The following is a 25,926-nucleotide window of genomic DNA, read 5'->3' on the forward strand; positions in this document are numbered from 1 at the left end:
GATAAGCTATATTGCCTTGGCCCCAAGAGCAAGTTAGCCTGAACCCAACAGCCAAAACCGATGGCAGATGACCGAGCAGCGGTCATAGCCGACGCGGCCGGTGTCACAGGACTGCGCCCCGCGCAGGTCTGGGCACAGGCGCATTTGCTATAAGGAGCAACCTCAATGCGGATCTTCGCGCTTTTCAACCTCAAGCCCGGTGTCGACCCTCAAGCCTATCTGGAATGGGCCCGGACGGTGGATCTGCCCACGGCCAATGGGCTGCCCTCGGTCGATTCCTTCCGCCTGTTTGCCGCGACCGGCCTTTTGGGCAGCGATGCTACGCCGCCCTACAGCCATATCGAAGTGCTCGACATCAACGACATGGACCAGTTAGGCCGCGATGTGGCCACCGAGGCGATGCAGGCCGTGGCCGCCGCCTTTGGCGAGATGGTCGATGTGACCTTTATCACCACGCAGGAAATCACCGCGTGAGCGGGCGTTTTGCGGGCAAGGTCGCGGTTGTCACCGGTTCGGGCCGCAAGGGCGGGCTGGGCGAGGCGATTGCCCGCCGCCTGAGCGAGGAGGGGGCGACCCTCGTGATTTCGGACATCGGCACCAGCCGTGATGCCGCCACCCCCGACAGCATGATCGGCGGCACCGACGAGATGAAGGCGATTGCCGCCGGCCTGCCCAATCCGGCCAGCACCTGCGTCTGCGATGTACGCGATCCCGACAGCGTGCGGGCGCTGGCCAAACATGCGGTGGACATGCATGGCGGGCTCGACATCTGGGTCAACAATGCGGGCATCGGCTATATTATGAAGCCGCTGGCCGAGGTGTCGCCCGATGACTGGCGCGCGGTGATCGATGTCAACCTGACCGGCGCATGGTTCGGTTTGCAGGCCGCCGCCGAAATCATGGTGCAGCAGGGCCGCGGCGGGCGCATCATCAATATCGCCAGCCAGGCCGCCAAATCGGGTTTTCCCCATGCGCAGGCCTATACCGCCTCGAAACATGGACTGGTTGGGCTGACCCGCTCGGCCGCCATCGAATTGGGCGAACATGGGATCACGGTCAACAATGTCTGCCCCAACCATGTGACGACCGGGCTGGGCGCGTGGCAGAACGAGCATTTCGCCGAATTGCAGGGCATCAGCGTCGAGGAATATCTCAAGCGGATGGCCGCGCGCATTCCGCTGGGTCGCCCCGGATTGCCGGGTGACACGGCGGGCGCGGTGGCTTTTCTGTGCAGCGATGACGGCGCCTATATCACGGGCGAGAGCATGAATGTTTCGGGCGGCGAGGAGCCGCATTGATGGCCCGGAATCCGCCATCCAATCCCGCCGAGGTTCTGGTCGATCACGCGCTGAACCTGCGCTGGGCCGATGTGCCCGGCGCGGCGCGGGAAAGGACGCTGGCCTTTCTGCACGATACGCTGGCCGTGGGCGCGGCGGGGGTGGGGGCGGCCCATGCCGAAGCGGTGCTGGCCATGGCGCGGGGCTGGGGCGCGGGGCGCGTAGCGGGCGTTTTGGGGCGGCCGGGCGTTCGCTTGCCCTCAGGCGCGGCGGCCTTTGTGAACGCCTATCAGATCCACGGGCAGGAATTCGACTGCGTTCACGAACCGGCCGTGCTGCACCCGATGGCTACGCTGCTTGCCGCCCTGCTGGCCGAGGCCGAGCGCGGCGCTCCGGTCAGCGGCGAGCAATTGCTGACGGCAATAGTGGCCGGGGTCGATGTTTCGGTCACGCTGGGGCTGGCCGCGCCCGGCGCGCTCAAATTCTTTCGGCCCGCGACGGCGGGGATCTTTGGCTGTGTGGCGGGGATCGCTTCAATGCGCGCCATGCCGCGCGAGATGGCCCTTGATGCCTTTGGCCATGCCCTCGCGCTGGTGTCGGGCACGATGCAGGCGCATCTGGAGGGCAAGCCCGCGCTGCCGGTGCAGGTGGCGGCGGCCGCGCGCAATGCGCTGGTGGCGGTTGATCTGGCGCGGGGCGGCATGCCGGGGGTGCGCGATCCTCTGACCGGGCCTTTCGGCTATTTTCCGCTGATGGAGGTGCGCGAGGAACTGGACGCGGCCATCGCGCTGCTGGCCGCCGGACACCGCATCGCCGAGGTAAGCTGGAAGCCCTTTCCGACGGGCAGGGCGGGCCATGGCGGCATCGTTGCGGTGCAAAATCTGATGGCGCGCGGGCTGATCGCACAGGACCTGAGGGCGCTGGAATATCGCGCGCCGCCTTTGATCCATCGCCTTGTCGGACGGCCCGCCAAGCCCGGCATGGAGGTGGCCTATGCGCGCCTGTGCCTGCCCTATCTGGCGGCCTGCGTGCTGGTGCGCGGGGGCATTGGTCTTGGCGATTTCACGCGTGAGGCGCTTGATGATCCGGCGGTGCTGGCCGTGGCGCGGCGGATTGCCGTGGTGGCCGATGACAATCCCGATGCGGCCGCCTTTGTGCCCGCGCGCGCCATGGCCATCCTGTGCAACGGCACGCAGATGATCGAGGATGTTTCGGCCCAGTTCGGCTCGCCCGCGTGGCCTTTGTCGCCTGCCGAACGTGGCGCCAAGGCGCAATCCTGCCTCGACTTTGCCGGGCTGGGCGATGCTGCCCCGGCGCTGGCCGAACAAATTCAATCGATGGAGGCGGCCCCCGATGCGGTGGCCCTGATCCGTGCTGCTGGAGTGCTGGGATGACCTTGTTGAAATGCGCGACCCATGTGGTGGCTGATGTCGCGGCGGCGGCGGCGCGCTATGCCGAATGGATGGATTATCGCGTGGTCGAGCAGGGCGAGGTCGATGATGCCCTTGCCGCCCTGTGGCTTGCGCCCGCCAGCAAGGGCAAGCGCTATGCCTTGCTTCAGCCGGCATCGGGGGCGGCCACGTTCCTGCGTCTGGTCGAAGGCACGGTGGTGGCCGATTACGAGCCGATCCGCAGCTATGGCTGGGCCGCGATCGAGCTTTGCGTTACCGATGTCGATGCGGTCCATGAACGCATGAAGGCATCGCCCTTTGAGGTGATCGGCCCGCCCAGAAACCTTGATGGTTTCGCCACGGTCAAGCCGATGCAGGTGAGGGGGCCGGACAAGGAAATCGTCTATCTGACCCAGATGCTGGTGTCGGGGCCGGAACATGGTCTGCCCTCGCCGCAATCGCTGGTGGACCGGCCATTCATCATGGTTCTGGCCTGCCCCGATCTGCGCAAATCGGCCGCGTGGGTGCGCGATGTGCTGGGGCTTGAGGTGATCGAGCCGGTGGCGATCCACTATTCGATGATCTCCAAAAGCTTTGCCTTGCCCGAGGGCGAGAAGGTCGAACTGGTGACCGGCAAATGGCAGGGTGAGGTGTTTATCGAGCTGGACCAATATCCGGCGCAGGCGACAGTGCGCGAAGGCGTGGCGGGCGAATTGGCGCCCGGCGTTGCGATGACGACGATGAGCCATCCCGATTTCGTCCGCCTCGATGGCCACTGGGCCGTCGAACCTGTGGTGCTGCAAGGCCCGCTCTATGAAGGTCGCCGGGTGGGCATGCTGACCACACCCGAAGGCGCGTTGCTGGAGGTGATCGAGGCATGAAAATCCGTCGCGGCTTCGTCGATCTTGCCCATGGCCAGATGCATTATCGCCATGCGGGCGCCGGATCGCTGAGTGCGGGCAACGAGCCTTTGCTGGTGATCCATGCCTCGCCCGGCTCGTCGCGCCAGCAGGTGGGGCTGATCACCGATTTTGCCGCCGACACGCGGGTTCTCGCGCCCGACACGCCCGGAAACGGCGACAGCGAGGCCTTGGGCAAGGCCGAGTTGACGGTGCCGGATATGGCGGCGGCCTATCTTGGTTTTCTCGATGCGATGGGTGTGGAAAAGGCCCATGTCTATGGCTCGCACACCGGGGCCGCGATTGCCGCGGAACTGGCGATCATGGCGCCCGATCGCGTGGCGCGCGTGGTGCTGGACGGCATCAGCGTGATGAGCGAGGAAGAGCTGGCCGACATTCTGGTCCACTATGCCCATCCTTTCGATCCCGATCTGGACGGCGCCTATCTCTCGCGCATTTTCCAGTTCTGCCGCGATCAGTACCTGTTCTTCCCATGGTACAAGCGCGACAAGGCGCATCAGCGGATCGGCGGCCTGCCCCATCCGGGCGATCTCCACGCATGGGTGCTCGAGGTGATGAAGGGGTGCCAGACCTATCACCTCAATTATCGCGCGGCGTTTCAATGGGATGCGGCGGCAAGGATGCCTTTGGTTGCCCAGCCTGCGCTGGTGATTGCCGGGGCCAACGATCCGCTGATCGAAGGCACGCAGGCGATTGCCGCCGCCTTGCCCAACGGAGCATTCGAGGCCCTGCCGCGCTTTGACGATCCCGAATTTCGCAGCCGGCGCAAGGCGGTCATGACCCGCTTCTATCAGGAAGGCTGAGCGATGGACTGGCCTGTCACGCTTCTCACCTTGCTCCATGTCCTGATCCCGATCTATTGGCTGGGCGGCGATCTGGGGGCGTTCTACAGCGCGCGTTTCCTGATTGACGCGCGGCGCAGCGTGCCAGAGCGGATGCTGGCGCTCACCATCCTCAACAACATCGACATGGCGCCGCGCACGACGCTGATCCTTGCCTTCCCCACCGGCTTTACGCTGGCGGCGGTCAAGGGCTGGCTGGCGGTGCCGCATGGCTGGTTGGGGCTCGTATGGGCGGCGTTTCTGGCATGGCTGGTGCTGGCATGGCTGGTGCATCTGCGCCATGGGCCTGCGGGCGCGACCTATAAAAAGGTCGACATTGCGGTGCGTTATGTCGTTCTGGCTTCGCTCGCCGGGGCCGGTGTCGCCGGTTTGACCGGGGCGCTGGCGATGCCTTTGTTCATCGCGCTCAAATTGCTGGTGCTGGCCGCCTGCATCGTCATTGGCCTGATCGTGCGGATCCAGCTCGTGCCGCTGTTTCCCGCCATCATCGCCATGAAATCCACCGGCGCCACGCCCGACACCGACGCCACGATCCGGCGGGTGCTGGGCATCACCACGCCCACGGTTCAGGTCATCTGGGCGCTGGTGCTGGCCGCCTGCTTCCTCGGTCTGGGCACGCCGGTCTGATCCCCTTTTACACTGGAGTATCCGCTATGCAGCAACATCGCACCATTACGGGCAGCATCCTTTACACTTCGCGCAAACCGGGCCGCGAGGGCGAGGAGCGGGGCCGCGAATATTTCACCTGGACCCACCACACCGATGGCCGCAAGACCTTGCGCGCGCGCTGCGAGATCGACGAACCGGCGCCCACCGTTCACCGCGACATCGTCTACAGCCTCGATGCGAATGACATGCCCACCGATTGCTTCGTGCGCCTGACAGTTGGCGACAAGTTCATGGGTTCGGGCTGGTTCCTGATGAATGCCGACACGATCGAATGCGAAAGCTTTGGCCCCAGCATCGGCCGCGTGTCGCAAAAGATGCCCGCCAATGGCGCCTATGACGGTTTCGGCACGCATCCGATTGTGGCCGACGCCTATATCACCCGCAAGATCGACCGCAGCACCACCGAGCCGCGCAATTTCCGTTGCTTCCTGCCTTCGCCCGACCATCGCGGGGCAACCCCGCCCTTTATCGCGGAATCGGTCATCAAGCTGGGCTATGTCGGCACCGAGACCGTGACCGTCCAGGCCGGCACGTTTGAATGCTATCACTATCAGTTCACCGATCCCGATGGCGGCATGGTCAGCGCGGGCGGTCATGCGCATCCCCCCTATGACGTCTGGGTGACGGCGGATGACGATGCGATCTTTGTTCAGGGCGGCGTGGGCGGCTATATGCAGACCTGGTACGAACTGGCCGAATTGAAGCGCTGAGAAGATGGGGGGAGGGCCTTGCCGCTCCCCCAGATTGCGTGATCAGACGGCGCCTTCATTGGCTTCCAGCGCGGCGGCCGCCTCGCGATAGGCGGGCCGGGCCGCCATGAAGCAGAGAAACGATCCCAGCCCGCACAGGAAGAAAACGGTGCCCAAGGCGGGGGCGATGCCCTTTGGCCCCGGAAACACATAATCCGACAGCGCTCCTACCATGAAATTCCCCGCCGTCAGCGCAACAAGGCCCGACAGGATAGTGTGCACCGCCATCATTTGGGCGCGCGCCGCATTGGGGGTGATCTGGGCCAATCCGGCATAGACCGCCGAGGTGTTCCAGTTCACGAACAGCGCGTTGAGCATATAGCCCCCCAGCGCCACCCATGCCGAAGAGGCAAGGCAGGCGGGCACCCCGAACAGCACCATGGACGCCGCACAGGCCGCCGCCACCCACACCGGCGCATCGCGATGCCCGCGCCGCGCCAGAGCCACGATCACCCAGCCGCTGTTGACGGCGGCAAAGATCGAGATCGGCAGGCCGCCGATGCCAAGTATCTTGCCGGTCGTGCTGGCGCTCCAGCCATGCACGCGGATGAACAGCGCGGGAAACCAGCCGACGATGGCATAAACGCAGGTCAGATTGAGCACCGAGCCGAGCAGGAACAGGCCATAGGCGCGCGGGCGCCGGGCAAACAGGCGCCACACGGGGGCAAGGCTGATCGCGCCGGTGGCCACAGCGCCGCGCCGCGCCGGTTCGCGCACCGTCAAGGCCAGCACCAGCGCCAGCACCAGCCCCGGCGCGCCGCACAGGATAAACACGATCTGCCATGGCTGCATCGCGCCGAACAGCGCGGGAAGGCCAAGGATCAGCCGATCGGCCCAGCCCAGAAACACCCCCGACAGGGCCATGGCCGAGGCCGTGCCCAGCGTCGACCCGGTGACAAAGACGCCGTAAGCCTTGGGGCGCATGTCCGGGGTGAACAGGTCGGCGATCAGCGAGGTTGCGACCGGCACAAGGCTGGCCTCGCCTATGCCCACCAGCATGCGCGCGAAAAACAATTGCCCAAAGCTTTGCGCCAGTGAGCAGCCGATGGTGGCAAGGCTCCAGAGAACCAGCCCTCCCACCATGATCGGCACCCGCCGTTTGCGGTCCACCGCCACGCCTAAAGGCAGGCCGAGCAGCGAATAGACGATGGAAAAGGCCATGCCCTGAAGCAGGCCGAATTCCGTGTCATGGATGTGCAGCGCCTTTTGCAGGGGCACGATCAGCAGCGAGATCGAAACACGGTCAAGGATCGCCAGCGCATAGGCCAGTGTCAGCAGCGCGACGGCATACCATGCACGGCGATAGGAGGCATAAGAGAGTTGGGTCACGAGGCCTCCGGTTGGGCTGCGTCAAGATGGGCGAGAATATGGGCGGCTGCTGCGGTGTCGTCGGGCCTTGCGATCAAACGCGCCTGTTTCAGGCGCGGCGTATCGGCATAGGCGGGATCGGCATGACGAAAGGCCACCAGCGGCGCGTTCACCGCATCCCATAGCGTGGCAAGGTTGCCCTCGACCGAGGCATGGGCGGCCTGTCCCCAATGTTCAGGCTGCTTCAACACACCGGTCAGCGCCGCATGCAGCGCGTCAGCGGCCAATATCGGCGGCAGCCGGCGCCGGGCGGCGGGGCTGTTGTCGAACCATGGCCATTGCGTTTCCCCATCGCGGAGCATGTGCCAGATGCGATGGAGGTGGGTGCCCGCCAGCGCATCGAAAGGGATGGCGGGATAGAGATTCGGGCCCCATGTCCGACCTATGGGCGGCAGGCCGTCAATGGCCACCATGGCCACGCGGTCCGGGCAGGCGGCGGCAAGAGCGGCAGCCAAAGGCGCGGCCATGCCAATGCCCAGAACGCGAACTCTTTTGACGCCCATCTTCGCGATAGCTTCACTCAAAGCCTGCGCAAAATCGCTCAGGTTGGCGCCCGGCGGCAAAGGATCGCTTTCACCAAAACCGGGCAGGTCAGGCACGATCACCCCGCAAAATCGCGAAAGGTCCCGCCCCCAGACATGCGCCTGCAAGGTGGTGGGCGCGGACAGGATCAGCCAAGGCTGATCATCGGGCGGGCCGGACCGTGTGATGTGCAGCGCGCCGCCGCGATGGTCGGCATAATGGCGCGCGGCAGGTTGGGGCGCGGGCAAGGCCGTTTCCCTTGCGCCATCGGCCAGCGCGTTCAGCAACCATTCGCGCCATTGCGCGGTGTCTGCGGGCAGGCTTTGGGTCGTGACCATCGGATTGCCGCAGGCCCCGGCCCGCGCCAGATAGGCATGGAGCACATCATCGCGCCTTGCCGCCACGATCGTCGGCACGGTCACGCGGGCCAGCGCGGGCGCCGGATCATAGCGCATGGCGGCGGCATAGGCATCGCTGTAATGCGGACCGGCGCTGAACAGGTCTATACCATAATCGGCCATCCATGCGGCGTCGGGGGCCTCCATGGCGATGCGGCGTTCGGGCCTTGTGTCAAACCATGGAAACCAGCGCAGCATGTCGCGCTGGCGGCTCCATTCCGCCGTCAGATAGGCGCCGCCGGGGTCGGGGGCAAAGGGGCGCATATAGCGCGCGATAAAGGCGTCATCGGCCGGTGTTTCGGGCATGGAAAGGCCATCGAGCACCAGTTGCGCCATCGCTCCGCCCGCATCGGCCAGCGCCAGCGCGATTTTGGCGCTGGTGTGGGTGGCATAGAGCGGAGCCCGCGCCAGCCCCAGTTGGCGCAGCGTTTCGCCCAGAAATGCGGCGAAATCCTCGATAGTGGGATCGCGCGCGGGCAGCGGATCGGAAAGGCCATAGCCGGGCGTATCGAGCGCCACCACGGTAAAGCGCCGCGCCAGAAATTGCATCGTGGTCAGATGCAGCCGCGAGGAGCGCGGCGAGTCATGCAGCAAAACAACGCATGGCCCCTGGCCGCAGGTGCGGTAGTGAACCAGCCGGCCATGCACACAGACATAGGCGCGCGTGATGCTGATACTGGAATGCTCTGAAGGCATGGCATGCTCGTGTGGCTGGATAATTGCCGCCATGCGGACAAATGCCGGCAGGCGTTTAAATGATATATGTATATAAGTATTTGTGTGTCATCTTGATCATGGTGTCCAGCCCAAACTTGCTGGCATTCTGACCCGACAATGCAAGGAAAGGGCCGACTTTGACCACCACGCAGGCACCTGCAATCGAGGCCGCAACCGAGCCGCCCGCCTATCGCGATTCGGCGCAGGGGTGGGGTGTGGTGCTGGCCGGGATGGTTGGTCTGGCGCTGGGGCTCAGCCCGCTGCCTTTCTATACGATCGGAATGTTCGCGCCCGAACTGGCCAAGGCCTTCGGCTGGACCTTTACCCAATTGATGACCAGCGTGACGGTGCAATCGCTGGTGGTGGTGGCCTCCGGGCCGGTGGCGGGCATTGCGCTGGATCGCTATGGTTCGCGCAGGGTTGCGCTGGTTTCGGTCGTGCTGTTCGGGCTGTGCTTCATGAGCCTGGCTTTGGCCAATGGCACGCTGTGGATCTATTATGCGCAATGGGTGCTGATGAGCGCGCTGGGCGCGGGCACGCTGACGGCGACATGGACCCGCGTGATCAACAGCTGGTTTGATCGCCAGCGCGGACTGGCCCTTGGCGTGGTCAGCGCGGGCACCGGGTTGACGGCTTTTATGGTCAAGCCTTTGACGGCATGGCTGATTGGTGCCTTTGGTTGGCGGGTGGCGATTGCCGTGGTCGGTGCCTTGCCTCTGCTGGTGGCGCTCCCGCTGATCTACTGGCTGTTTCGCGAGCCGCCCCGCGCGTTGGCCGCCCATGGCGCATCCGAACCGGTCGAGCCGGGCGCCACGCTTTCTGAGGCTCTGCGCGATCGCCGCCTGTGGATCATGGCGCTCAGCTTCCTGCTGCTGGCTTTCGCCCTGACGGCCACCACGCCCAACATGGAAAATATTCTCAAGACCCACCATTTCACCCTGCCCCAGATCGGCGGGATCACGGCCTTTTTTGGCCTTGCGGTGATCGCCGGGCGCGTGGGGGGCGGCCTGCTGCTGGATCGGTTGTGGGCGCCCGGTTGCGCGTTGATCGTGTTCATGCTGCCTGCGGTGGGCAATGCGGTTCTGGCGGGCGGATCGATCAGCGCGACCACGGCCATTCTGGCCATCATCGGCATGGGGCTGGGCACGGGGTTTGAATTCGACCTTCTGGCCTATCTGATCGCCCGCTATTTCGGGCGCCGGCAATATGGCACGATTTACGGTGTGTTTTATATTGTCATTGCCGTGGGCGGCGGGCTGGGTCCGGCAATTTACGGCTATATCTTTGACCGCCTTGGCACTTATGCTCTGGCCATGTGGAGCGGGGTGGGCTGTATTCTGGCCGGATCGCTGTTGTTGCTGACCATGGGGCCATATCCCGAGGGTGTGGAATAGCGGGGGCAGTCGCCAATTGTATTGAGGCACGCTTTTGCCTAAAGGCGATGGCTTGATCGTTGGCTGGGCCGGGTCATTGGCGATGGGTCAATGGGCGCCAATGGGGGAGGCAGTCGTTGGTTGACCGGGATGCGGCTGTGCCGCTCTATCACCAGATCTATCTGCAATTGCGCGACGAGATCCTCTCCGGCGAGCGGCCCTTTGGCAGTCTTTTGCCCACAGAGCAGGAATTGTCCGATCTCTATGGGGTCTCGCGGATCACCGCGCGGCGGGTGCTTAACGATTTGGCGCTTCACCATTTTGTTGAACGGCGCCGCCGGATTGGCACCTGCGTCACCTTCCGCTCACCGGCCAAGCCGATCTCGGCCAACATCGATCAGGCGCTCGATTCGCTGATGGCGCTGGGGCAGGGCACCACGGTCAACGTGATCGAGGTGGCGCTGGAAAACCCGCCTTTGACGGTGGCCAAGGCGTTGAAACTGGCCGAAGGCGAACAGGTTGTGCGCGCGGTGCGTGTGCGCTGTCTGGATGGCGAGCCGCTGGGCTATGTCGTGTCCTATGTCCCGGCCGGCGTGCAGGCCGCCATCACCCAGCTCAGTCTGGTTCGGGCGCCGATCCTGACCTTGCTGGATGAGGCGGGATTTCATGCCGCCCATGCCGAGCAGACTATCGGCGCCCTTCAGGCCGACACGCAATTGGCCGAGGCGCTGGATATTGAACCGCGCGCCGCATTGCTGCGGATCAGCCGCACCGTCTATGACCGGCAAGGGCGGCCGTTTCTGCTCACCCATGCCCATTACCGCTCGGACAGGTTCCATATCCGGATGGATCTGAACCTGCCCGGCGGTGAATAGGTTACGAGGCAACGCGGATCAGGATCTTGCCGACATGCCCGCCTGATTTAAGCCGGGCATAGGCCGCAGGTGCCTCGTCGAAGGCAAAGGTGCTGTCGATGACCGGCTGGATATTCTGTTGCTCGATGGTCCGCACCAGACGGGCCAGCATTGCACGGCTGCCCTCGGCAATGCCTTTGAGGACGAGGTTCTTGAAGATCACCAGACCCACGTTGATCGCCGGGGCGCCTTCGCGCGGGGCCACGCTGATAAAGCTGATGCGCGCATTGGGCGCGGCGGCGAGGACCGACTTGGCATGGGTGTCATAGCCGCCGGTCTCGACGATGATGTCGGCGCCCGCGCCATTGGTGGCCTTCATCACCTCGGCCTCCCAATCGGGGTGGGTGCGATAGTTGATGGTGATGTCCGCGCCCAGCTTGCGGGCCAGTTCGAGCTTTTCATCGCTTGAGCTGGTGATGATGACGCGCGCGCCATGCGCCTTGGCGATTTGCAGCGCCCAGATGGCTACACCCCCGGTGCCCAGCGCCAGCACGGTGTCGCTGGCCTTGATCTGGCCGACCTCGACCACGGCATGCCACGCCGTCAGCGCCGAGGAGGCAAGCGGGGCGACCTGTTCGTCGGACAGGCTTGCCGGCACCTTGACCAGCGCGGCGGCCGGAACGCGGATATATTCGGCCAGCCAGCCATCATGGGTGATGCCGTAATCGGTGCCAAAGTGGCTCAGGGCAAAAGCGCCGTCGATCCAGTTGACGAAATGGGCAAAAACCGCGCGATCGCCCAAGGCAAGGCCCGAAACGCCTTCTCCCAGTTCGACCACTTCGCCCACGCCTTCGGAAACGGGGATGCGGTCTTCGGCCTTTTTGGCGCCATAGCGGCCTTCCAGCACCTGAATGTCGCGGTTGTTGAGCGCGACCAGGCGGGTTTTGAGCAGCACCTCGCCAAAGCCCGGTTTGGGCGTTTCGCGCGTGACCGCGTGCAGGCTGTCCAGCCCGGTCTGCGGGCCGAGTTCATAGGCTTTCATGGAAATTATCCTTGGTTTGCCGCAAAGGCATCGAAAATGTCGCCGCCCCGCGCGAACCATGTGTCGGGGCGGGCGGCGAGCTCTGCCAGCAGCCCCTCGAACGCATCCATCCGATAGGGCAGGCCGATGATATAGGGCGTGATATGCAGCGGCAGCATCCGTCCGCCGCCCTGCGCCTGCGCTTCAGCGCTCAGCCAGTCATGGGCATCAAGCACCTGCTGCGCGTAACTGTCCACCGACTGCTGCTGAACATTGATGATCTGGCGGTCGGACAATTCGTGGTTGAGCGGGATGCTGACCAGCCCATTGTTGAAGGCATAGGGCATTTCGTCATTCACCCAGTCGACGCAGTAATCGAGCCCCGCCTCCTTGAGCAGATCCGCCGTGGCGAAACTCTGCGAGCGGGCAATCGAATGCCATCCGCGCGGGCGCTGGCCGGTGGCCGCCTCCAGCGTGTTCAGGCTTTGCGCGATCAGCGCGCGCTCTTCCTCGACCGGCAGGGTGGAGGCAATGGTGCCGTTCATGTCGGTGGAATGAGCGATGATCTCATGGCCCGCGGCCGCAATATCGGCCATGATCTGGGGATAGCGCGTCGCAATCGCGCCATTGACCGCGACGCTGACCTTTGCCCCCACTTTGTCGAAGGCATCGAGCAGGCGATAAAAGCCCACCCGCGTCCCATATTCGCGCGAGGTGTAATGGCGATAGTCGGGATAGGCGGTCTGCATATGGCCCGGCGCGCGGAAAGGCTTGTCCGAGGGCACAATCGGAAACCATTCAAGGCTGACCGTGAACCACACCGCCACGCGCCGCCCGTTCGGCCATGCCAAAGGCGCACGGCGGGGCAGGGGCGAATAGGGATAGAGCGCGTGGTCATAGCCCAGAGCGCGCTTGGCATATTCAAGATAGCTGGGGTCGAGGCTCATTGGGCGCCCTCCTGAACGGCGTGCCATGCATCGGCGATGTCGCCCGCGCGCGTGATCCATGCGCGATCATCGCTGGCGATATGGCGAAACACTTCCTCAAACGGCCCAATGCGGTGGGGCTGGCCGATCAGATAGGAATGGAGCGGAATGCACATCACCGTGCCGCTTTCCTCGGCGGCCAGTCGCTCATATTGCCGGATCAAGGTCTGGGCATATTCGCGCGGGCTCATATTGTAGATGAAGAAGCCATAGTGGTCGTTGACCTCAAGGCTGTAAGGCATGGAGATCAGCTTGCCCTTGGCGACCTTGACCGGAAACGGCTGGTCGTCGTGATAGAGGTCGCAGGTGTAATCCATGCCATATTCGGCAATCAGATCGAGCGTGCGCGGCGTATGCGTCAGCGCGGGCGCCAGCCAGCCACGGATCGTCTGGCCGGTGGCCTCGCGCACGGTGCGGATCGAATCCTCGATGATCGCGCGCTCTTGGCGCTCGTCCATGCCGTAGGAGTATCGCGTGTTGTAAATGCCGTGGCTGAAAAATTCCCAACCGCGCGCATTGGCGTCGGCCACCACATCGGGGTGATGCTGGCACAAGGCCACCGAGAGCGAGACCGAGCCGGGGAAGCCATGCTTGCTCATCACATCGGCCATGCGCCAATGGCCCACGCGATTGGCATGGTCGCGGTGGGCATAGCCCACCACATCGGGGTGAGGCTTGGCCCATGATTTGCGATGCGGATTGGCGGGCGGGTCGATCTCGTAATATTCCAGATTGGGCGAGATCCACACCGCAACCTTCTTGCCGCCCGGCCATGCAAAAGGCTTGCGGGCGCGATAGCGCTGGAAATCATAGAGTTCGGGATCGGGCGCTCCTTCACGCATCGGGGCGGCCCTCCAGCCAGTCGATCACGGTCTGAACCGGCTCGACATCGGCATATTTGAGCTGAAGATCGGTCAGATTGGCGAAGTGATAGCTCTCATGCTTGTCCGCGCAGCATTCGATGGGGACGATGGTGCGATAGCCGCGCGAGAGCGAATCCACCGCGCCCGCGCGCACGCAGCCCGATGTCGATCCGCCCGTGATCACCACCGTATCGACCTTGTGCCACACCAGCAGGCTTTGCAGAGGTGTTTCGAAAAAGGGCGAGGGCATGCGCTTGGTGTAAACCGTGTCGCCCGCCGCGATCTCGCAGCGCTCGTCAAAGGCATGGCGGTCGCTGTCATATTTGATGTTTTGCAGAGAATCGGGCGTGTTGGTCCGCGTGCCCCAGACGCCCGCGTCGCTGGCGTCATCGGCATAGGCCACATGGGTCCAGATCACCGGCATGCCCTTTTGGCGGGCCAGCGCCGAGATCGTGTTCACATATTCGATCTGGCGCGGATCGGTTTCATAGGCGGTCTTGTAGCGGTCGATGCGCGTATAGGCGTTCTGGAAATCAATGTTCACGATCGCCAGCTTTTCACCAAAGCCGAACTTGGTGCGCGAGGGATTGGCCATCACCTCCTCGAAGATCTGGCGGGCGGTCTTGTCCTCGCTCACCATTTTCGTGCCGACAATCGTCATGTTCACAGGTCCTGAAATAAGTGGTGCCCGCCAAGAGGCTGACGCCCCGGCGGGTGTTTAACCAGTTTTGCCCCCGGATTATCCGACAGGCGAAACGGGGCAGGCCAGGGCCCGCCCCATCGCGATCACATCTTGAAGCGGACCCGCACGGTGTAACGGCGCGGATCGCCGGGGAAGAGCGAGAGGAAGTTGGCGGTCACCGTCTTCTGGTCGGTGACATTGGACACATCGAAGCCGACCGAAATATGGTCATCCTGGGTGCGATAGGACACGCCAAGATCGAGGAAATCCTCGGTGTTGGTATGCGTGGTGTTGAGCACCGCCACCCAATAGGGCGAATTGTGCCGCCATGCCACCGAGGCGCCCAGAGTGCCCTTCAACTCCGGCACGCTCTTTTCATACAGCGCGCCGCTGCTGATCTGGAATGTGGGCGCGCGCACCGGGGCGAGAGCCGTGGTCAGCGTGGTCGCCGCCGGGCTGATATAGGTGTATTTGGCGTCCATGAACGAGGGGTTGGCAAACAGCGTCAGATCGCCCAGCTTGGCCGAGGTTTCGATTTCGACGCCTTTGACCAATTGTGTACCGGCGTTGAAGGGCAATTGCGCGATCGTGCCGGTGACGGCGCTGAGCACGGCGGCCGTCGCCTGAAGGTCGGTGGTGCGGGCGATATAGCCCGTGACGTTGACCCGCAGCCTGTGGTCGAAGAATTCCGACTTGACGCCCGCCTCATACGACCATGTCTTTTCCGGGCGGAAAGTCACCGCGCTGCTGGGGATGGCGGCCGTGCCGTTCCATCCGCCCGATTTGAAGCCGTTGGTGGCCGAGGCGAACAGCATCACATCACGCGTCGCCTTGTAATTCAACGCAATACGAGGGGTAAAGCGATTGACGCTCTGCGCCAGCGGAATGCCATAGGCCTGCACCGCAGCGTCGCCATAACCCAGCCCCGTAAAGGTGGGCGAGGGCGTGAAGTGCAGCGTCTTCCTTTCCCACGTATAGCGCCCGCCCAGCGTCAGCGTCAGCGGATCGAGCAGCTTGATGTCGGTCTGGGCATAGACGGCGGCGGTTTCGGCCTTGAACCGATAGATCGAGTCCTGAATGGCGCGGAACGAGGTCGTGCCGCCATTAAAGGATGTCTGACGGTCGTTGGAAATTTCCTGAAGATAGAACAGGCCGGTGGTCAGCTTGGCCCGCCCGCCAAACAGCGAGGTGTTGAACTTCACTTCCTGCGACCACTGGTCGTTGGTGCCGTTATCGACCAGAATATAGCCGGCATAGGGATTGGCCGTGCTGCCGTCATACTGGTTGATATAGCCCTGATTCATCCGGCGCCAGCCCGTGATATAGGTCAGCGTGCCCGCGCCCGTGTCATAGCTGACATTGGCGCCCAGCGAGGTCACCATGGTCAGGTTGCACGCGCCCTTGCCGGTGTTCAGCAGGGTGTTGATGTTGTTCTGGGTGCAATCGGTGCGGCGCAGGCCCGCCGCCGTCTCGTAAAAGACCGGAACCGTGGTGCCGCCCACGACATAGGGGCTGGTGCCCGCCACATTGCGCAGGCCCGCATAAGTGCCTGCATTGCGGCTGTATTCGGCCGACAGGTCGATGGTCAGCGCGGTATTGGGGCGAATGCGCAGATCGCCGCGGATGCCCCAGGTCTTTTCGCCGTTCATCCATTCGCCGGTGGTGATATTCTTCAAATAACCGCGGTCGGAGATGTAGAAGGCCGAAACCTTGGAGAGCACCTTTTCCGAGAGTGGCACATCGACCGTGCCCTTGGCGGTATAGCGGTCGAACGATCCGCCCGTTACTTCGCCGCTGGCCGCGAAATGGTCGGCAGGCTTGCGCAGAATCACGTTGATGGCGCCGCCGGTGGTGTTGCGGCCAAACAGGGTGCCCTGCGGCCCGCGCAGGATTTCAACGCGCTCAGTATCAAAGAACGCATAATTGTTGGCGTTCTGGCGCGCGATATAGATGTCGTTGACATAGGTTGTGATCGGCGCATCAAACGTGGCGGTCGACTGGCTGTTGCCCAGGGCGCGCAGGTAATAGGCGTTGGCCGAACCCAGACCGGCATTATGGCCGGAAATCATGCCGGGCACGAATTTTGACGTGCTGATCGCATCGACAATGTTGAGCTGGCGAATCATCACAGGGCTGAAGGCGCTGACCGCGACAGGCACGTCCTGGAGCTTTTCTTCGCGGCGCTGCGCGGTGACCACGATGTCGCCAAGCCCTTGGGATTGTTCGGTGGCGGCAGGTTCAGCGGCGGCGTCCGAGGCATGCGCAGGCGTTGCCATCATGGCAAGGCCATAGAGGCAGGATGTCAGCAGAAGGTGTTTGTGGCTCATGGTTCCCCCCGTTTAGGTTTTGTGGGTTTGGGTGGGGAAAACGTATATTGATATATCTATATGTCAAAAAAATTTATGCAATTTTGCGACGGGCTCCCGCGTCAAAGGTGGCTGTTATCAGGCGTAATTTGCCAAGCATACGTAAATTGGCGAATATTTTGCCGCCGAACTCCATGCGCTTTCTTGTTATAGTCATATAACTATCAATTTTGCCCGACAGTCGGAACTTGGCCCTCCACCCGCTTGCGCTTGCCGATGCGGGTCCGAACAGACGAAAGCTCTGTTCGCGCCAACTTGGCAGGAGAAGCCGGCGATGCGGTCCATGTGGAAAAATGCAGTATATCGGTGCATGCTTGGACTGCTCCTTCCCGTTTCCGCCCAGGCGCAAGGCATTGATGCGCCGGTTGTTCTGGCCGCACAGCCGATCTGGCCCGATGGTCTGCCCGACGGCGGGCGCTGGAAAGGCGCGCTTGACAAACCTGTGGCCGAGGAACTGCGCGACAATGGCGCGACGCTGTGGAACGTAACCCGGCCCACGCTTCAGGCATTCCTTCCCCCAAAGGGCAAGGGCAATGGGGCCGGGGTGATCGTGGCGCCGGGCGGCGGCTTCCGCCTGCTCTCGATCCAGAGTGAAGGGGTGGCGGTCGCCCGCTGGCTGGCGCAGCATGGCTATGCCGCGTTTCTGCTCAAATACCGCGTGGTGCAGCAGGCGCCGGGTGAAACCCTGGAGGCCCTGCGCAAACGGATCGCCGCCACGATGACCATCGACCAGACCGGCGCGGCAGGTGTCGCCGATGGACGTCAGGCGCTCAAACTTCTGCGCGCGCGCGCCGGTGACTATGGCATTGATCCGCATCGTATCGGTGTGGTCGGCTTTTCCGCCGGCGCCCATATTGCCGGAATGCTGGCGCATGAGGCCGATCCGAAGGATCGCGCCGATTTTGCCGGATTGATTTATGGTCTGCCCTTTCCCGGCAGCATGCCGCCCATCCCGGCGGCCAATCTGCCCTATCCGCCCGGCACGCCCAAGGAACCGTGGCTGCAACCCAGACCGACGCCAGCGCCCGATGCGCTGCCGCCGATCTTCATCGCCATGGCGCAGGACGATCTGGCCGTGGGGCAGGGCGTGCCCGACTATTACGCCAAACTGTTTGCTGCGGGCTATCGCCCCGAAACCCACCTTTATGCGCGCGGCGGCCATGGCTTTGGCATGAAGGCAACCGGCACCACCGTCGATCATTGGATCGAGGAATTCGACTGGTGGATGCGTCAGGTGCTGGCCGACAAGACTGAGAAGAGGACGAAATGATGGATCTGAAACTGGCCGAGCCTGCATTGCTGCGCGATGAGGCGTTTGTGGGCGGCGCATGGGTGCGGGGCGCGGCAAGCATTGCCGTGACCAATCCGGCCGATGGCGCGCTGATCGGCCATGTGCCCGATCTGGGCGAGGCCGAGACATTGGGCGCGGTGGAAGCCGCCGTGCCCGCGCAGGCCGCATGGGCACGCGTGACCGGCAAGGGGCGCGGGGCCGTGCTGCGCCGCTGGGGCGAATTGATGATGGACCATCAGGAAGACCTGGCCCGCATCATGACCGCCGAACAGGGCAAGCCGCTGGCCGAGGCGCGCGGCGAGGTGGCCTATGCGGCCAGTTTCCTCGAATGGTTTGCTGACGAGGCGCGGCGCATCACCGGCGACGTGCTGACCCCGCATCAGGCCGACCGCCGCATCCTTGTCCGCAAGGAGCCGGTGGGCATCGTGGCCGCCGTGACGCCGTGGAATTTCCCGCTGGCGATGATCACGCGCAAGGCCGGCCCTGCACTGGCGGCGGGCTGTGCGATCATCATCAAGCCTTCGGAATTGACGCCCCTTTCGGCGCTGGCGCTGGCCTATCTGGGTGAGCAGGCGGGGGTTCCGGCAGGTGTGCTCTCGGTCATCACCGGGCAGGCCGCGCCCATCGGCAATGTGCTGACCGGCGACAAAAGGATCGCCAAATTCACCTTCACCGGATCGACCGGCGTGGGCAAGAAGCTGGCCGCGCGCTGTATGGAGACGGTCAAGCGGGTGAGCCTTGAGCTGGGCGGCAATGCGCCCTTCATCGTGTTTGACGATGCCGATCTGGATGCCGCCGTCGAAGGCGCGATTGCCAGCAAGTTTCGCAATGCGGGCCAGACCTGCGTCTGCGCCAATCGCCTGATCGTGCAGTCGGGGATCTATGATGCCTTTGCCGCTGCTCTGGCCGCGCGCGTGGCGGGGCTGAAGGTAGGGCCGGGGCTGGCCGGGCCTTCGGATCAGGGGCCGCTGATCGACGCGCGCGCGGTGGACAAGGCCCGCGCCCATGTGGCCGATGCCGTGGCGCGCGGGGGAAGGGTTCTGACGGGCGGCGCGCCCTTGCCGGGCGGCGGCACCTTCTTTGCCCCCACCGTCATCACCGGGGTTCCGGCCGATGCGCTGCTGTGCCGCGAGGAGACTTTCGGCCCGGTGGCGGGGCTGGTGCGGTTTGAAACCGAGGAGGAGGCGATCGCCATCGCCAATGACACCGATGCGGGTCTGGCCTCCTATCTCTTCACCCGCGATTACGAACGCGTGTGGCGCGTGCCCGAGGCGCTGCGCTACGGCATGGTGGGGGTCAACACGGGCCTCATTTCCACCGAGGTCGCGCCTTTCGGCGGGGTCAAGGAATCGGGCATGGGCCGCGAAGGATCGCATTACGGGATGGACGACTATCTCAATCTCAAGATGGTCTGTCTGGCTGTGGCAGGCTGATGAGGGGGCGCCCCGGTTTTGGCCGGGGCGGTTCATGTCCGGGCGAAAGCATGTGGGCGGGCTTATCCCTGCCATCGCATGGGCCTGACACTTTGGGGTAAAGGACTGCGTATGACTGCCTATATTATTGCGACCGTTCGCGTGCATGACCGTGAGAAATTCGGCGCCTATATTCAGGCCGTGGCGGGCTTGGCCGAAAGTTTCGGCGGCGAATATATGCTGCGGGGCAAGGTGGCCGAGGTGCTGGAAGGCGATGTCGACCCTGCCGAACTGGTGGTGGTTCTGCGTTTTCCCGATGCCGAAAGCGCCCGCGCCTATGTCAATTCGCCGCAATATCAGGCGGGCAAGGCGCATCGTCTGAACGGGGGCGGCGTGGTGGAATCGCGGCTTGTGATACAATAATTTGCGCGCTCCACCCGACATTGCGGAAATGACCGATGTCAACACCGCGCGGCTCTATCCGCTCGCCGGACAATAGGCATAATCCCGACTGTCCCGTCCGCCGCGCGGGGCAGTCTTTCCCCAAGAGCGCCACGGCACGGGCGCGTCTATTGGGGAGACCATCATGACCTATCGCCGGATCGCGGCTGGACTGGCGCTGGTGTTGGCGCCGCCTGCGATGGCCGCGCCCAGGCCGATCCGTGACTGCACGGATGTGTGTCCGGCGATGGCGGTGATCCCGGCGGGCCAATTCATGATGGGCGCCGATGCGGGCGAGGCCGACCGGCCCGAGGGCGCGCCCCATCCTGTCACCATCAGGCGCGCCTTTGCGCTGGCCACGCGCGAGGTGACCAATGCCGACTATGCCGCCTTTGTCGCGGCCACGGGCTATGCCTCCTCGCGCGGGTGCCGCAGCCTGATCCGCGCCACCGGCAAGGTCGAGGCGATCCCCGATGCCGACTTCCGCCATCCGGGCGAGGGGGCGGGCCAGGGCGCCCCCAATATGCCCGTGGTCTGCGTCTCATGGCGCGATGCCAAGGCCTATACCGCATGGCTGAGCCAAAAGACCGGCAAGCCCTATCGCCTGCCCAGCGAGGCGGAATGGGAATATGCCGCGCGGGCGGGCACCAAGGGCGAATTCCCGTGGGAAGGCGGCGCGGCCAAGGCCTGCGTCCATGCCAATGTGCTGGACGAGGACGGGATGAAGGATGGCGCGCTGGCGGTGTTCGGCGGGGCGGGCGGCATGGCGGCGGCTGTGCCCTGCCGCGACGGGTTTGCCGGAGCGGCGCCGGTCGGTTCCTATCCGCCCAATGCCTTTGGCCTGTACGATATGGTCGGCAATGTCTGGGAATGGACGCAGGATTGCTATGTCGCGCCCTATCCGGCCGATGCTCCGCGCGATGGCCGCGCCTATGAGGTGGCAGGCCAATGCCCCCGCCGCGCGGTGAGGGGTGGAAGCTGGATTTCGGCGGCTTTCCGCAACCGGGTGACATGGCGCGGGCGCGATCCGGAAGATCAGGTGAGCTGGATCTTCGGGTTTCGGGTGGCGCGCGATCTGGTGGATGGGAAATGAGCCGCATCCTCAATCTCAGCCGCCGCCAGATGCTGCATGGGCTGGGCACCGGGGTGCTGGCGCTGGGCTTTGGCTATCCCGCGCGGGCACAGGGCGGCGCGGGCTTTGGCGCGATGATCGCGATTGCGCCGGATGGCACGGTGCATTTTACCTGCCCCTCCTCCGAAATGGGGCAGGGCACGCAGGAGGCGCTCGCCCGATTGGTGGCCGAGGAGCTGGACTGCGACTGGGCGCGGATGGAGGTGGGCCTGCCATGGGCCGACCGGGCCTTCATCAACCCCGGCATGGGCAAGCAGATGACCGCCAACAGCGCGACCACGGTGGGCTATTTCCTGCCGCTGCGGCGGGCGGGGGCGGCGGCGCGGATGATGCTGATGCAGGCGGGCGCGGCGCGCTGGGGCGTGCCGGTGGACCAGATCTCGACGCAGGCGGGCGAGGTCATCCATGCGGCCAGCGGGCGGCGGCTGACCTATGGCGCGCTGGCGGCGGAGGCTGCGCGCCTGCCGGTGCCAGGGGATGCGGCGCTGAAAAACCCCGCTGATTTCCGCCTGATCGGCGGCAAAAGCCCGCGCAAGGATTTGGCCGCCAAGGTGACGGGGCGGGCCGAGTTCGGCATCGACGTGATGCGGCCCGATATGCTGGTGGGCGCGCTGGCTCTGGCCCCGCATCCGCGCGCGCGGGTCGAGGCGGCCAATCTGGCAGAGGTCAAGGCCATGCCGGGCGTGGCTGCGGTGGTCCCGGTCGATGGCGGCTATGCGGTGTTGGCCCCGCGTTTCTGGGTGGCAAAAAAGGCAGCCGAGGCGCTGAAATTGACCGTGTTGTCCTCGCCCACGGCGGGGGTGGATGACAAGGGCATTGACGCCGCGCTGACCCGCGCCTTTGCGGAAAAAGCGCCGATGCCCTTTCCCGATTTTGATTTTTCCACCATGCGGCCGCGTGCGGGCGGGGGCGACAAGGCCGCCGTTCTGGCCGCCATCGCCGCCGCCCCGCGCCGGGTGGAGGCCGAATATGACGTGCCCTACTTGGCCCATGCCGCGATGGAGCCGTTGAATTGCAGCGCGCACTTTGCCGACGGGCAATTGACCCTGCGCGGCCCGATGCAGTCGCCCGAGGATGTGCGCAAGCTGGCGGCGAATATGGCGGGCTTGCCGCTCGACAAGGTGCGGGTGGAAGTGACATTCCTTGGCGGCGGGTTTGGCCGCAAATGGGCGACCGATTTTCCCATTCCCGCCATGCAGGCCGCGATGGCGGTGCCGGGGCGCTGGGTCAAGCTGATCTGGACGCGCGAAAATGATCTGGCGATGGACCAGTTCCGTCCGGCCTATCGCGTAAAAAGCGTGGCCGGGATCGGGGCGGACGGCGCGCTGGTCGCGGTCCACAGCCGGATCGCGGGGCAATCCATCAACACCTATCATGGTCGGCGCGGCTTTCCCGGCATGGCCGATCCCACAGCGGCGGGGCTGCTGATCTATGGCTGCTATACCCCTGTGATGAAGCTGATGGAGTTTCACGAGGCCGATCTGGCGATCCCGGTCGGCTTCTGGCGTTCGGTCACGATGAGCCAGAACGCTTTCTTTGCCGAAAGCTTCATCGACGAGGCGGCACGGGCGGCGGGCCGCGATCCCTATGCCTATCGCCGCGCCATGCTGGCGGGCGAGCCGCGCATCCTGCGCGCGCTGGACAAGGCCGCCGACATGATCGGTTGGGACCGGCCCAAGGCCAAGGGTGTGGGGCGCGGTATCGCGCTGACCTATAATGAGGGCCATGTCTGCGCGCAGGCGGTCGAGGTGCATATTGCCAAAGGCAAGCTGGCGATCCGGCGGATCGTGGCCGCGTTCGACTGCGGCGTGATGGTCGATCCGGCTGGTGTGGAAAGTCAGATCAGCGGGGGCATCGTCTTTGGCCTTCAGGCCGCGCTCTGGGGCGGGGTGTCCTTTGCCGATGGGCGGCCGCAGATCAGCAATTTCAACGATGTACGCCTGCCGGGTCTGGCCGATGTGCCGCCCATCAAGGTCGCGCTGATCCCCAGCGGCACCAAGCCGGGCAATGCGGGCGAAGCAGGGACGCCGCCGATTGCCCCGGCCCTTGCCAATGCCATTGCGGATGCGGGCGGGGGCCGGGTGCGGCGCCTGCCTCTCTCGCTTCGTTTTGAACTGGAAAACGCATGATCACGATCACGGTCAACGGGCAGGAGCGCCGCTTTGAGGGCGACGAGGATACGCCATTGCTCTGGGCGCTGCGCGAGGATCTGGGCCTGACGGGCACGAAATTCGGCTGCGGGGCGGGGCTTTGCGGGGCCTGCACCGTGCATGTCGATGGCGAGGCGATGCGCGCGTGCCAGATCCCGGTCAACATGGCGCAGGGGCGCAGCATCACCACCATCGAGGGCCTGACCCCGGCGGAAGGGCTCCATGCGGTGCAGGCGGCATGGGTGGCGGCCCAGGTGCCGCAATGCGGTTATTGCCAGCCCGGAATGATCATGGCGGTGGCGGCGCTGCTGAAAGGCAATCCGCGCCCTGATACGGCGGCCATTCACGCGGGCGTGACCAATCTTTGCCGCTGCGGCACCTATCCGCGCATCGTTGCCGCCATCGGGCAATTGGTCAAGCCAGCGTGATCCTGCGTCCCTGTTCCGAGCTGGCCATGCCTGCTTCCAGCACTTCCATCACCGCGATGGCCTGTGCGGCGGGGACGGGGTTTTCGCCCTTGCCATGCAGCGCATCGGCCAGCGCCTGCCAGAACAGGCGATAGTCGCCGCGTTCATTGGGCACCGATTGCGCCGGATCGACCCCATTGGTGAAATGGCCCTGTATCGGGTCCAGCCCCCAATCCGGTCCGCCCGGCGCCGCGCCGCCCAGAATGGCAGGCTCCTGCGGGTCGATGCCCGGTTTGATCCAGCTGCCCCCCGTGCCGTGGACGGCAAAGCGCAATCCATGGTCGGCGGCCATCTTGCTGGAGCGCAGGACCGCGCGGCGGCCCGGATAATGCAGCACGACATGGAACCAGTCGGGCGCGGGCGCGCCGGGGCGCAGCGCGGCGAGATCGGCAGTGACGGCATCCGGGCGCCCAAACAGGCACAGCGCCTGATCGACCAGATGCGGCCCCAGATCGAGCCATGACCCGCCCGCCCGCGCCTCTTTCCACACCGCCGCCGGAACCGGCCGCCAACGGTCGAAATGACTCTCGAAATGGACGATTTCGCCCAGCCGCCCCTCGGCGATCAACCGCCGCAGGGTCAGGAAATCGGCGTCCCAGCGGCGGTTCTGAAAGGCGGTCAGCATGGTCCCGCTGTCCCCGGCCGCCTGCGCCATGCGGCGGGCATCGGCGGCGCTGGTGGCAAAGGGCTTGTCCACCACGACATGCTTGCCCGCCTTGAGCGCGGCGACAGCATGGTCGGCGTGAAAGTCATCCGGGCTGGCGACAATGACCAGATCAATGTCGGGCCGCGCCAGCAGGGCCGCCACATCGGGAACCACCGCCATGCCGGGGAGGCCCGCATGGACCTTGGCCGCATCGCGCGAGACCACGGCGCGCAATTGCAGGCCGGCGGTCAATTCGACGAACGGGGCGTGAAACACCCGCCCGGCCAGACCATAGCCAATCAGGCCGACGCCAATCTCGCGCATCATCTCAATCCTTTGTCCTGTCTCGGTGCCTGTATGCCTATTCATCGTCCATGCCCAGACAATCCTTGCCCGATCCGGTCAATTGGCCCGAAGCAGAGCAGCCAATGCGCGTTCCCGGGCCGAAAGCCTGGTGTCGGCCCGGCGAAACAGCCCCGCCGGGCGGGTATAGGCCGGATTGACCGCATCAAGGGCCACCAAGGCTCCGTCCTCCAACGCATCGGCATAGGTGGAATGATCGCCAAGGCAGACAAAATCCCCCGCCAGCAGCGTGTGGCGGATCACTGTCAGCGAGGATGTGCGCAAGGTAATGGGGGGCACCGGCAGTCCATGGCGGATGAACATCTGCGACCAGCCCTCGACCAGACTGTCCTGATCGGGCACGATCCAGCACGCGCGTGACAGAGCGGCAAGATCAGGCGAGCCTTGGGCCAGCAAAGGATGGCCCGCCCGCAGCATCACACTGGCGCGCTCTTCGACCAGCGGTTCGAACTGCACCCCCGCCAGATCGAGCCAGGGTGCCCTTGTGCCCAGCACCAGACTGAGCCGCCCTTCACGCAGGGCTTGGAGCAGGCCCGCCGCGCCGCCCTCGACCACATGGAAACACGCGCCCGGATCATCGGCCGCCATGCGGGCCAGGGCGCGGGGCAAACGCTGCGTGGCAAAGGCGGCGTCGGTGCCGATCGCGATCCGTTCCGCTCCGCCGCCCCCGCGCAGCGCGGCCAGCGCGGCCATGGCTCGGTCCCGCTCGATCAGGATCACCCGCGCGCGGGGCAGCAATTCCTCGCCCATCGCGGTCAGTTGTGCGCCATGGGCCCCGCGTTCAAACAGGCGCGCGTCGAGTTCTGCCTCCAGCATTTGGATCGAACGGGTCAACGATGGCTGCGAAACCGCCAGAATCTGGGCTGCCCGGTTGAAGCTGCCCAGATCGGCCACGGTCACGAAACGTCTGATCTGGCGAATATCCATGCGCCGATCATGCCCCGGACAGGAGGCAGAAGCTATAGAATATGCGTATAACCACCCCAAAAATTCGACTGGATAGCGCATGGAATTTCCCTGAAGCCT

At 64.6% G+C, this 25,926-nt stretch carries 24 protein-coding genes; 15 read left to right on the forward strand and 9 right to left on the reverse strand.

The window, feature by feature from the left end; translation table 11 throughout:
- The first annotated feature begins 165 nt into the window (after positions 1 to 165).
- From PQ457_RS16735 to PQ457_RS16765, 7 genes are read left to right on the forward strand one after another with little or no spacing between them, the layout of a single operon-like run.
- On the forward strand, positions 166 to 474 hold the full coding sequence (locus PQ457_RS16735) for an REDY-like protein HapK (protein ID WP_273619982.1): 309 nt from the start codon (positions 166 to 168) through the stop codon (positions 472 to 474).
- Positions 471 to 1,298, forward strand: coding sequence for an SDR family NAD(P)-dependent oxidoreductase (locus PQ457_RS16740; RefSeq protein WP_273619983.1), 828 nt, complete (start codon positions 471 to 473; stop codon positions 1,296 to 1,298). Before PQ457_RS16735 ends, PQ457_RS16740 begins: the two co-directional genes overlap by 4 nt.
- Entirely contained in the window at positions 1,298 to 2,671 is a 1,374-nt protein-coding gene (locus PQ457_RS16745; protein ID WP_273619984.1) for an MmgE/PrpD family protein, read from the forward strand. Before PQ457_RS16740 ends, PQ457_RS16745 begins: the two co-directional genes overlap by 1 nt.
- Positions 2,668 to 3,549, forward strand: a complete 882-nt coding sequence (locus tag PQ457_RS16750; RefSeq protein WP_273619985.1) for a VOC family protein — start codon at positions 2,668 to 2,670, stop codon at positions 3,547 to 3,549. The genes PQ457_RS16745 and PQ457_RS16750 overlap by 4 nt, the downstream gene beginning before the upstream one ends.
- Positions 3,546 to 4,391 (forward strand): alpha/beta fold hydrolase, encoded by an 846-nt coding sequence (locus tag PQ457_RS16755; protein WP_273619986.1) that lies wholly within the window; start codon positions 3,546 to 3,548, stop codon positions 4,389 to 4,391. Before PQ457_RS16750 ends, PQ457_RS16755 begins: the two co-directional genes overlap by 4 nt.
- Positions 4,392 to 4,394: 3 nt before the next feature.
- Positions 4,395 to 5,057, forward strand: a complete 663-nt coding sequence (locus PQ457_RS16760; RefSeq protein WP_273619987.1) for a hypothetical protein — start codon at positions 4,395 to 4,397, stop codon at positions 5,055 to 5,057.
- A 26-nt stretch (positions 5,058 to 5,083) separates the two neighbouring features.
- Positions 5,084 to 5,809: a DUF3108 domain-containing protein gene (locus PQ457_RS16765; RefSeq protein WP_273619988.1), complete on the forward strand. Its 726-nt coding sequence runs from the start codon at positions 5,084 to 5,086 to the stop codon at positions 5,807 to 5,809.
- A 42-nt stretch (positions 5,810 to 5,851) separates the two neighbouring features.
- On the opposite strand, the gene PQ457_RS16770 is transcribed toward PQ457_RS16765, so the two are convergent.
- Both PQ457_RS16770 and PQ457_RS16775 read right to left on the reverse strand, forming a co-directional pair.
- A complete protein-coding gene (locus tag PQ457_RS16770; protein ID WP_273619989.1) occupies positions 5,852 to 7,177 on the reverse strand; it encodes an MFS transporter in 1,326 nt (441 codons plus the stop codon).
- The gene (locus PQ457_RS16775; protein WP_273619991.1) at positions 7,174 to 8,832 is read right to left on the reverse strand and encodes an alpha/beta fold hydrolase; all 1,659 of its coding nucleotides are present in this window, start codon (positions 8,830 to 8,832) and stop codon (positions 7,174 to 7,176) included. Before PQ457_RS16775 ends, PQ457_RS16770 begins: the two co-directional genes overlap by 4 nt.
- Positions 8,833 to 8,990: 158 nt before the next feature.
- On the opposite strand from PQ457_RS16775, the gene PQ457_RS16780 reads away from it, so the two are divergent.
- Positions 8,991 to 10,247 (forward strand): MFS transporter, encoded by a 1,257-nt coding sequence (locus tag PQ457_RS16780; protein ID WP_273619992.1) that lies wholly within the window; start codon positions 8,991 to 8,993, stop codon positions 10,245 to 10,247.
- A 116-nt stretch (positions 10,248 to 10,363) separates the two neighbouring features.
- Positions 10,364 to 11,101, forward strand: coding sequence for a GntR family transcriptional regulator (locus PQ457_RS16785; protein ID WP_273619993.1), 738 nt, complete (start codon positions 10,364 to 10,366; stop codon positions 11,099 to 11,101).
- Position 11,102: 1 nt separating this feature from the next.
- Here the strand turns inward: PQ457_RS16785 and PQ457_RS16790 are convergent, their stop codons facing one another.
- From PQ457_RS16790 to PQ457_RS16810, 5 genes are all read right to left on the reverse strand, one after another.
- The gene (locus PQ457_RS16790; protein WP_273619994.1) at positions 11,103 to 12,122 is read right to left on the reverse strand and encodes a zinc-dependent alcohol dehydrogenase family protein; all 1,020 of its coding nucleotides are present in this window, start codon (positions 12,120 to 12,122) and stop codon (positions 11,103 to 11,105) included.
- A gap of 5 nt (positions 12,123 to 12,127) precedes the next feature.
- Positions 12,128 to 13,048, reverse strand: a complete 921-nt coding sequence (locus PQ457_RS16795; protein ID WP_273619995.1) for a polysaccharide deacetylase family protein — start codon at positions 13,046 to 13,048, stop codon at positions 12,128 to 12,130.
- Positions 13,045 to 13,929: a polysaccharide deacetylase family protein gene (locus PQ457_RS16800; RefSeq protein WP_273619996.1), complete on the reverse strand. Its 885-nt coding sequence runs from the start codon at positions 13,927 to 13,929 to the stop codon at positions 13,045 to 13,047. Before PQ457_RS16800 ends, PQ457_RS16795 begins: the two co-directional genes overlap by 4 nt.
- Positions 13,922 to 14,611, reverse strand: coding sequence for an isochorismatase family protein (locus PQ457_RS16805; RefSeq protein ID WP_273619997.1), 690 nt, complete (start codon positions 14,609 to 14,611; stop codon positions 13,922 to 13,924). The genes PQ457_RS16800 and PQ457_RS16805 overlap by 8 nt, the downstream gene beginning before the upstream one ends.
- A gap of 125 nt (positions 14,612 to 14,736) precedes the next feature.
- A complete protein-coding gene (locus PQ457_RS16810; RefSeq protein ID WP_273619998.1) occupies positions 14,737 to 16,959 on the reverse strand; it encodes a TonB-dependent receptor in 2,223 nt (740 codons plus the stop codon).
- 349 nt (positions 16,960 to 17,308) lie between these two features.
- On the opposite strand from PQ457_RS16810, the gene PQ457_RS16815 reads away from it, so the two are divergent.
- The 6 genes from PQ457_RS16815 (at position 17,309) to PQ457_RS16840 (ending at position 23,852) form a co-directional block, all read left to right on the forward strand.
- A complete protein-coding gene (locus PQ457_RS16815) occupies positions 17,309 to 18,268 on the forward strand; it encodes an alpha/beta hydrolase (protein ID WP_273619999.1) in 960 nt (319 codons plus the stop codon).
- Positions 18,268 to 19,722, forward strand: a complete 1,455-nt coding sequence (locus PQ457_RS16820; protein ID WP_273620387.1) for an NAD-dependent succinate-semialdehyde dehydrogenase — start codon at positions 18,268 to 18,270, stop codon at positions 19,720 to 19,722. The genes PQ457_RS16815 and PQ457_RS16820 overlap by 1 nt, the downstream gene beginning before the upstream one ends.
- A gap of 111 nt (positions 19,723 to 19,833) precedes the next feature.
- Positions 19,834 to 20,124, forward strand: a complete 291-nt coding sequence (locus PQ457_RS16825) for a DUF1330 domain-containing protein (protein WP_273620000.1) — start codon at positions 19,834 to 19,836, stop codon at positions 20,122 to 20,124.
- Between the two features lie 163 nt (positions 20,125 to 20,287).
- Positions 20,288 to 21,235, forward strand: a complete 948-nt coding sequence (locus tag PQ457_RS16830) for a formylglycine-generating enzyme family protein (RefSeq protein WP_273620001.1) — start codon at positions 20,288 to 20,290, stop codon at positions 21,233 to 21,235.
- Complete coding sequence (locus tag PQ457_RS16835) at positions 21,232 to 23,403, forward strand: xanthine dehydrogenase family protein molybdopterin-binding subunit (protein WP_273620002.1); 2,172 nt, start codon at positions 21,232 to 21,234, stop codon at positions 23,401 to 23,403. The genes PQ457_RS16830 and PQ457_RS16835 overlap by 4 nt, the downstream gene beginning before the upstream one ends.
- Complete coding sequence (locus PQ457_RS16840; RefSeq protein ID WP_273620003.1) at positions 23,400 to 23,852, forward strand: (2Fe-2S)-binding protein; 453 nt, start codon at positions 23,400 to 23,402, stop codon at positions 23,850 to 23,852. Before PQ457_RS16835 ends, PQ457_RS16840 begins: the two co-directional genes overlap by 4 nt.
- Here PQ457_RS16840 and PQ457_RS16845 read toward each other — a convergent pair.
- Positions 23,839 to 24,864, reverse strand: a complete 1,026-nt coding sequence (locus PQ457_RS16845; RefSeq protein ID WP_273620004.1) for an oxidoreductase — start codon at positions 24,862 to 24,864, stop codon at positions 23,839 to 23,841. The genes PQ457_RS16840 and PQ457_RS16845 overlap by 14 nt on opposite strands.
- A gap of 75 nt (positions 24,865 to 24,939) precedes the next feature.
- Positions 24,940 to 25,827 carry a LysR family transcriptional regulator gene (locus tag PQ457_RS16850; protein WP_273620005.1) on the reverse strand — a complete coding sequence of 296 codons (888 nt, stop codon included), beginning with the start codon at positions 25,825 to 25,827 and terminating at the stop codon, positions 24,940 to 24,942.
- Positions 25,828 to 25,926: the final 99 nt, after the last annotated feature.

Source organism: Novosphingobium humi (assembly GCF_028607105.1).
In the GTDB taxonomy this organism is placed as follows: Bacteria; Pseudomonadota; Alphaproteobacteria; order Sphingomonadales; family Sphingomonadaceae; genus Novosphingobium; species Novosphingobium humi.

Excerpts from the sequence above, each read along its gene's own strand:
- PQ457_RS16810 (WP_273619998.1), bottom strand. The coding sequence starts at position 16,959 with ATGAGCCACAAACACCTTCTGCTGACATCCTGCCTCTATGGCCTTGCC.
- PQ457_RS16760 (WP_273619987.1), top strand. The coding sequence starts at position 4,395 with ATGGACTGGCCTGTCACGCTTCTCACCTTGCTCCATGTCCTGATCCCG.
- PQ457_RS16795 (WP_273619995.1), bottom strand. The coding sequence starts at position 13,048 with ATGAGCCTCGACCCCAGCTATCTTGAATATGCCAAGCGCGCTCTGGGC.
- PQ457_RS16835 (WP_273620002.1), top strand. The coding sequence starts at position 21,232 with ATGAGCCGCATCCTCAATCTCAGCCGCCGCCAGATGCTGCATGGGCTG.
- PQ457_RS16790 (WP_273619994.1), bottom strand. The coding sequence starts at position 12,122 with ATGAAAGCCTATGAACTCGGCCCGCAGACCGGGCTGGACAGCCTGCAC.
- PQ457_RS16805 (WP_273619997.1), bottom strand. The coding sequence starts at position 14,611 with ATGACGATTGTCGGCACGAAAATGGTGAGCGAGGACAAGACCGCCCGC.
- PQ457_RS16830 (WP_273620001.1), top strand. The coding sequence starts at position 20,288 with ATGACCTATCGCCGGATCGCGGCTGGACTGGCGCTGGTGTTGGCGCCG.
- PQ457_RS16845 (WP_273620004.1), bottom strand. The coding sequence starts at position 24,864 with ATGATGCGCGAGATTGGCGTCGGCCTGATTGGCTATGGTCTGGCCGGG.
- PQ457_RS16750 (WP_273619985.1), top strand. The coding sequence starts at position 2,668 with ATGACCTTGTTGAAATGCGCGACCCATGTGGTGGCTGATGTCGCGGCG.
- PQ457_RS16765 (WP_273619988.1), top strand. The coding sequence starts at position 5,084 with ATGCAGCAACATCGCACCATTACGGGCAGCATCCTTTACACTTCGCGC.
- PQ457_RS16745 (WP_273619984.1), top strand. The coding sequence starts at position 1,298 with ATGGCCCGGAATCCGCCATCCAATCCCGCCGAGGTTCTGGTCGATCAC.
- PQ457_RS16850 (WP_273620005.1), bottom strand. The coding sequence starts at position 25,827 with ATGGATATTCGCCAGATCAGACGTTTCGTGACCGTGGCCGATCTGGGC.
- PQ457_RS16775 (WP_273619991.1), bottom strand. The coding sequence starts at position 8,832 with ATGCCTTCAGAGCATTCCAGTATCAGCATCACGCGCGCCTATGTCTGT.
- PQ457_RS16840 (WP_273620003.1), top strand. The coding sequence starts at position 23,400 with ATGATCACGATCACGGTCAACGGGCAGGAGCGCCGCTTTGAGGGCGAC.
- PQ457_RS16820 (WP_273620387.1), top strand. The coding sequence starts at position 18,268 with ATGGATCTGAAACTGGCCGAGCCTGCATTGCTGCGCGATGAGGCGTTT.
- PQ457_RS16800 (WP_273619996.1), bottom strand. The coding sequence starts at position 13,929 with ATGCGTGAAGGAGCGCCCGATCCCGAACTCTATGATTTCCAGCGCTAT.
- PQ457_RS16735 (WP_273619982.1), top strand. The coding sequence starts at position 166 with ATGCGGATCTTCGCGCTTTTCAACCTCAAGCCCGGTGTCGACCCTCAA.
- PQ457_RS16825 (WP_273620000.1), top strand. The coding sequence starts at position 19,834 with ATGACTGCCTATATTATTGCGACCGTTCGCGTGCATGACCGTGAGAAA.
- PQ457_RS16755 (WP_273619986.1), top strand. The coding sequence starts at position 3,546 with ATGAAAATCCGTCGCGGCTTCGTCGATCTTGCCCATGGCCAGATGCAT.
- PQ457_RS16815 (WP_273619999.1), top strand. The coding sequence starts at position 17,309 with ATGCTTGGACTGCTCCTTCCCGTTTCCGCCCAGGCGCAAGGCATTGAT.